Below are 1,299 nucleotides of genomic sequence, written 5' to 3' on the forward strand. Positions count from 1 at the left end.
ATCGGTAAGAACCAATACATCAAGGTAGCTAACTTCCGTTAATCAGAAGTTTAACAACTAAAGATGTAGCGGCTAACGCTAATCGATAAGAAAAAGACAGATCGTAATGATCTGTCTTTTTTGTATAATTAGATAAGATAATAAAAGAAAGAAGTATAGATTTATGGGTAAAAAGAAACGTACACATGCAAAGATACCTTGTCGTATGGCCTTTTTAATAGCAGATTACACGTCCTTTATGGTTGTAATTTATTTATTATTGTCAATATCTTGGATTAATGTTATTAATAATCCAACTTTATTGAAGGATCCTGCAATAAAGTTAATATTCACAAGCATCGGTTGTCTCTTAATTACTGTTTTTTCGGTATTTATTAGTATTTTATTTTTTTAGGATAGAACGCGTATAATATTAGCGATAAATAAAGTTCCTAAGAAGAATTTTAAACACTTATCTATATTACTTATAGTAGTTAATATCATCTTTATATTTGCTATTTTTTCTGTAATTTTATAAATTTAAGTTTGCTGTCTTTTTCTTTTATATTACCTATACTGTTATCTGCCTATTCTATTTGGATAAATTTACGTAAAGATATACAGATTCTAAAGGTAAATGTATTATTTGATAATTCTCCAATAGATAATGACTTCAAATTAAGAGTAAATCAAGATATACAGGTAAACGCAATTTTAAGCGGAGAAGATTGTGAATACATGAAATTTGCAGGTGCTTGTATTCGGAAAGATATTGACGATATAATTTATGGTTCAGATCTAAGCAAATTAAAGAGAGTAGAATATCATTCAAATGGGAAAAATAAGAACAATTATAGCAAATATTATCTCATTAAACCTCATATGGTAAGTAAATCTATTTCAATTAATAGCAATGATATACAGGATATCCTTAATATTCCTGATAATGAAAAATAAGTCTGTTTTGTGTTTAAAGATTATACAGGAAGTTTCTTTTTCAAGTCTATAAAGGGTGATTTTAAAAGAAATAAAAAAGAAGATACAAATGAAATTGACAACTTACACAATGCTAATCCAAGTCAAGAAGTAAGGAAAAACTGTCAAATTAATATAAATAAACTAACTGAAAGTTGAAAGCTAGAAATCATGCTAACTTAGCGTGGCTTCTGGCTTTTTTCGTCCAAAAATAAAAGCGCAAGATCTTCCTGCGTTATACTTTAAGTGTCCAAACCAAAGTTAAAGGAGATCTTACGCAATGAAAAGTATACCGCAAATTGATGATGAAAAGGACACTAAAGCTTTAATTTCTTCATTTACTAA

Annotated in this window: 1 protein-coding gene; it reads left to right on the plus strand. The window is 27.9% G+C overall.

Annotation, left to right across the window (positions count from 1 at the left end; genetic code table 11):
- Positions 1-717 precede the first annotated feature (717 nt).
- Positions 718-936 carry a hypothetical protein gene (locus EJK17_RS11210; RefSeq protein WP_103662722.1) on the plus strand — a complete coding sequence of 73 codons (219 nt, stop codon included), beginning with the start codon at positions 718-720 and terminating at the stop codon, positions 934-936.
- Positions 937-1,299: the final 363 nt, after the last annotated feature.

This window comes from Lactobacillus xujianguonis (assembly GCF_004009905.1).
Lineage (GTDB): Bacteria > Bacillota > Bacilli > Lactobacillales > Lactobacillaceae > Lactobacillus > Lactobacillus xujianguonis.